Origin of the sequence: Oligoflexus sp. (assembly GCF_035638955.1) — a bacterium.
Lineage (GTDB): Bacteria > Bdellovibrionota_B > Oligoflexia > Oligoflexales > Oligoflexaceae > Oligoflexus.
The window spans coordinates 1-4,675 of record NZ_DASQYZ010000371.1 but is presented as its reverse complement, the minus strand read 5'-3'; the positions used below and the strand labels follow the sequence as shown (position 1 = coordinate 4,675).

General features: G+C 47.2%; 7 protein-coding genes. 6 read left to right on the top strand and 1 reads right to left on the bottom strand.

The genetic code is table 11. The annotated features are described in order from the left end of the window. The 5 genes from VE954_RS32410 to VE954_RS32390 all read left to right on the top strand — a co-directional run. Positions 1-187 (top strand): hypothetical protein (locus tag VE954_RS32410; RefSeq protein WP_324960836.1); only part of this gene is annotated, 187 nt, incomplete at its 5' end. A 178-nt stretch (positions 188-365) separates the two neighbouring features. Continuing rightward, the gene (locus VE954_RS32405; RefSeq protein ID WP_324960834.1) at positions 366-650 is read left to right on the top strand and encodes a hypothetical protein; all 285 of its coding nucleotides are present in this window, start codon (positions 366-368) and stop codon (positions 648-650) included. A 19-nt stretch (positions 651-669) separates the two neighbouring features. Continuing rightward, positions 670-1,254, top strand: coding sequence for a DUF2335 domain-containing protein (locus VE954_RS32400; RefSeq protein WP_324960832.1), 585 nt, complete (start codon positions 670-672; stop codon positions 1,252-1,254). Between the two features lie 402 nt (positions 1,255-1,656). Beyond that, positions 1,657-2,409 carry a TIGR02391 family protein gene (locus VE954_RS32395; RefSeq protein WP_324960830.1) on the top strand — a complete coding sequence of 251 codons (753 nt, stop codon included), beginning with the start codon at positions 1,657-1,659 and terminating at the stop codon, positions 2,407-2,409. A gap of 77 nt (positions 2,410-2,486) precedes the next feature. Next, positions 2,487-3,089, top strand: a complete 603-nt coding sequence (locus VE954_RS32390; RefSeq protein WP_324960828.1) for a hypothetical protein — start codon at positions 2,487-2,489, stop codon at positions 3,087-3,089. A gap of 67 nt (positions 3,090-3,156) precedes the next feature. Here the strand turns inward: VE954_RS32390 and VE954_RS32385 are convergent, their stop codons facing one another. Continuing rightward, positions 3,157-3,474 carry a GNAT family N-acetyltransferase gene (locus tag VE954_RS32385; RefSeq protein ID WP_324960826.1) on the bottom strand — a complete coding sequence of 106 codons (318 nt, stop codon included), beginning with the start codon at positions 3,472-3,474 and terminating at the stop codon, positions 3,157-3,159. A 460-nt stretch (positions 3,475-3,934) separates the two neighbouring features. Between VE954_RS32385 and VE954_RS32380 the strand changes: the two genes are divergently transcribed. Further along, positions 3,935-4,564 carry a hypothetical protein gene (locus VE954_RS32380; RefSeq protein WP_324960824.1) on the top strand — a complete coding sequence of 210 codons (630 nt, stop codon included), beginning with the start codon at positions 3,935-3,937 and terminating at the stop codon, positions 4,562-4,564. Positions 4,565-4,675 lie beyond the last annotated feature (111 nt).

Below are 4,675 nucleotides of genomic sequence, written 5' to 3'. Positions count from 1 at the left end.
CGCCTACCTCCGGTATGGCCTTCCGGCTTCAGTGTTTGTCCATTTTGTAGGAATCCTGATCAAGGTATTTGCGTTCGACGAGTATGACTTCGTTGTTGATTGGATATTGTGGGGTTCAGCATTTGTCGCTCTTGTCATTCTTCCGCTGACGCTGTGGTTCGCTAGGAAACGTGAGGCCATCGTCTGACAGTTAATAACCCCATTATGAAGTCCGCGCGCAAAATCGACACGCATAGAGTTGGACATTGGTTCGGCCAACCCATCAAGAATGGGGGATAAACTTGCAGTAGTTGCGAATGATAAAAGAGTACGGGGCCTGGATTTGGCTTGCATGATGATGTAGATTGACTCGAGGAGGTCCGGTTATGAGCACGAAATTGAAGTCTAATCCAAGCGAGTCAGAGGCCAAAATGCTCGGCGATGCGTTTTGGGAAGGCTTTAGAAGCGCCTTTGATTTTTTCAGCGTTCCCACCGCTGGCTCCTACCGCAAATATACTCGAATTCTGTCAAAATTACCTGATGTCGACATTGTAATCAAGATATCCGATGGGCTGGATGCTGACGCAGCCAACCTTAACAGGGATCTTCTGAATATAACTAATGATGCCGCAGAAGCGACCAGGAAGGTCCTCGGCAAGAAACGATCTTAAACACGAGTAAAGGCCCACCGTGAACGGCAACTCGCATGATGCAGGTCCGGAAGCGCATGACGGTAGAGTCGGCGCTGTTTCAAATACAACTAGGTCCGGCGACGATATAGAATCAACTGCCCAACGAATCATTGAGTCAGTCCCGGTTGAGTTGAAAGCGGAGGCCAGAAAGTTGGTCACGCTCGCTACTGGCTTTACGGGCCCGACGCCTCCACCTGCCGTGCTGGAAGAGTACGAGCGGCTCGTTCAGGGCAGTGCAAAGCGTTTCCTGGACGATTACTTTGAACAGAAATCAGCCGAGGCTGAGCATCGACGGGGACTCCAAGCGAAGCAGCTGGAATACAGCCGTGAAGCTCAAAAAATGGTTCTCGATGCCCGAAGGCAGGAGATTGAACTAGAGGTCAACGTGCGAAAGCGCGGCCAGTGGTTTGCTCTTACTATCGCTCTTGTTTTGGCGTCAGCTGGTTTCTACGCCTTGTACCTTGGCCATCCAGGTACCGCTGCCGCAATCGTTGTGACTGGCATTGCTTCCAGCATCACCGCGATGCTTATGGGGCATTTCAAGAGAAAGCAAAAGAGCCAGGAAGCGTTGGACGAGCCTTAAGATACGAGGAAGTCTGTGAAAGGCAACGAGCTGATAATTGTTAAACGAGAAGCCCCCATACTCATACTTGTCAAATTCGGAAAAAAAGAGCACATGGAACAGTTGACTGAACGACTTCACGATCTTAGCCATTGGGTCGCGCTTTTTTCCTAAATGGGCTTTCTCACACTACACTCGGTTTCTTCTGAAGTGGGTATGGGAGAAGCTCTCATGACGCTGTCGATAAACAAGGAGAAGATCTGGTGCTCAACCCAACGAATTTGCCGTGGCGGGGTGTTCCTGCGGTGAACACGGCCCTATTGGATGGCTTATCCTTTCCGATCGCTGCTCAATATCTTCAAAACGATCTGGAGGAAAAGATAGACATTGAAGTCCTTTGAAAACATTGAAGGAGACTGCCTGATGGCGAATGCTAAGGAAACCGCGCTGAAGATGCTCGCCGAGCGAGAAGCGGCATTCGACGCTTTATCTCACGAAGGGTCGGTCCACGCGGTATCAGAACGATTGCGGGTATGGATCAATGCTACAATCGAGCAGTTGCGTGATCACTTTGTGGAAGAAGAAGTTCAGCGCTTCGCTCCTGCGGATAAATTAGCTCGTTTTCGGCGTGTCCCGGCTAACTCAAAGGAAGAGTTCGATCTTCATGATCACCTTTTCGAGATCATTAAAGACAAACTCAAGATATTGCCCGAGTCGATTGCAACGCATCCAGAGCAGTTTCTGGTTGTGTTGAAGAAGCCATCGGTTCCATCGGCTGAACCATATTTCGCCATGATGCACGCTACTATAGTCGCACAAGCCAAACGCCGATTCGATAACAAAGAATACGCTGATGCCGTTGAAGCTGCATTCAAAGAGGTCAACGTCCGAGTCAAGGCATTTGTGAAAGACAAGACTCAAAAGGAACTTGATGGAACCGGCTTGATGACTTTCGCCTTCTCTCTTAGCGATCCCATCATTGCACTCGCCGACACAAGTAATCAGAACGGTAAAAACGAACAGGATGGTTACGCCAGGATCTTCGCAGGCTCAATTCTAGGGATTCGGAATCCAAAGGCGCACAATAACCTTTCCATCACGCCCGAGCGCTGCATCCATCACTTGATGCTGGCTAGCCTACTGATGTACAAACTCGATGAGTCGAAAGTGCCATGATATCGTAACGAGCAACCACAGAGTGCTTGGTTTTCCACATGGCGCTCAAATATTTTCCCGATGGAGACGGTTTCTAAATGGCCGAAATCAAAATTGTACGCTTTAAAAAGCAAGCTCCGTTGCCACACAAAAATACAAAACTTGTTCTGTTGGGTCTTACGCCGGGAGCGAGGCAACATAAAGCGGTTGATGAAGCAGAGTACGCTCGGTTTGGTGCGTTCGAGGGAACTATGCGACCGGTAATCTTTCGCTATTGCGAAGAGCTTGGAATAAACAAGTTCTTCGAGATCACCACGATACCTGGATTATATGAAGACAGAAGGTTTGACAGGATTGTATATACAACATCTCTTCTTAGAGATCCGGTGTACTATGGAAACGGAAAGAACTACACTGGTCGTTCCCCTTATCCATGGAATCACGAAAAACTCAGATCAATGATGGAGCAAACGTTTGAAAGACTGTCCCATATAAAGCAGCCGTGTTTGATAATGCCAATGGGCGATGTAGTTTCGGAAGCAATAAGGGACTATAGCGATCTTGATACCCAGCACTTTGTCCTTCATGGGTTCCCACATCCCAGTGGGAGCAATGGCCATAAAGAAAAAAAGTTTATCGAGCATTTCGATAGCTTGAAAAGGGTGTTCAACCGATACAAGCGCGACGTTAGATCCCAGTAATAGTCCGGCTCATAGTGCGAAAAAGATTACACGTGAGCCTCGCACCGATAGATTCACATCCGGTCAGCTAGTAGCTCGCCCTGTCCAGATTAAGGCGAAGATCATACCTATCTAGCCCCGGTCCATATCCATCGGGTTTCCCGCTCAGAATCTGAAATCCGAGGCGCTGATAGAAACCCAGACGGTGCTGGCTGGTGTCCATGATGACCGGCTCCGGCCTTCCAGGTCGCGTCCAGCCGCCTAGTGAATAGGAACGTCCGATTCCTTGCCTGTGAATATCCTCGCGCACCATACCCCAGGCCAATTCCCCAACACGTTTTTCGATGACAAAGCCACCGCAGGCAAGCACCGATTTCTCGTCATTGGTTACGACGAAATATGGCAACTGCCCTTTCTGAAGGTATTCCAGGAACGCGTCACGCTCATGGGTTGCGAAAAATTTGGGGGAGTTGGTGTCGAACATCGACAGGAACTAGTCAAGGTCTTGGCCTGAATAAGGGCGAAAGCGAAGTTCCTGGGTCATTAGGCAGCTCCTGGTTCGCGGGTTTTCGTACATGCACCGTATCCGGACCAGATGGACTGGCAAGGATAAAGAGATGCCTGGGGACGTTAATCTGGTCAGAGGGCGTGCACTTTCAGAATGAAGGTGAGACCGCCAACTGAAAAAGTGGGTCTCAAACAGTATTGCAGATATACCCACGAAATTATTGATAATTTCAGTCTCTACTGGTTGAAACTACTAGATCAAAACCGGTAGATTATTTACCGAAATATCAAATTTTAACTTTTATCGACACGTTCCGAAGAGAATGCAGCTTTGCGAACACAACCAAAAAGGTCCAGTGATGGAATTTGAAAATAATGAGCTAATCATTGCTTTGACATTTGCCGTAGGCACGCCTGAAGAAAAAGTTATTGCAAGGCTAAGGAGCATTCTAGAATCCGACTTTCGTTATGCGGTCACTGAAACCAAAATCACAGAATTTATAAAAAATGAATCTACAGGAAAACCTAAGGAAACAAGTGCTTACTCGAAAATATTGTACTTAATGGATCAAGGAGATTCCATTAGGGAGGCCAAAAGTAACGACTGGTTCGCTTATAAATGCATGGAAAGAATATCCAAGGTCCGACAGCCATACGTTGAAAGACGCGCGCATATAATTACTTCTCTCAAAAGACCAGAGGAAATTAGATTTTTAAGAAAAATCTATGGCGACAGTCTATTTGTTTTCGGACTTATGTCTGAAGAATCGTTCAGAAAGAATCAGCTAATTGAACGAGGAATGAGTCGCTACGAAGCAGAAAAACTCCTAGATCGCGACTATGATGATAAGAAAGAATTTGGACAGTGCTTCAAAGATACTTTTCCGCTCTCAGATTTTTTCTTAAAAATAACTGAGACCTCTGATGACACTCAAACAATTAAACGTGCCGTAAATCTGATCGTAAGCGCCCCAGCAAGTCACGGTTAGACTCCGTCCCCACCTGATCGTATCCTGCCTCATCACCCGCAGTTGGTGATCAAAATACAGTGGTTTAAAAGATGATCATTTTCGGCATTTGGTAAAAATGCAAAACGCATT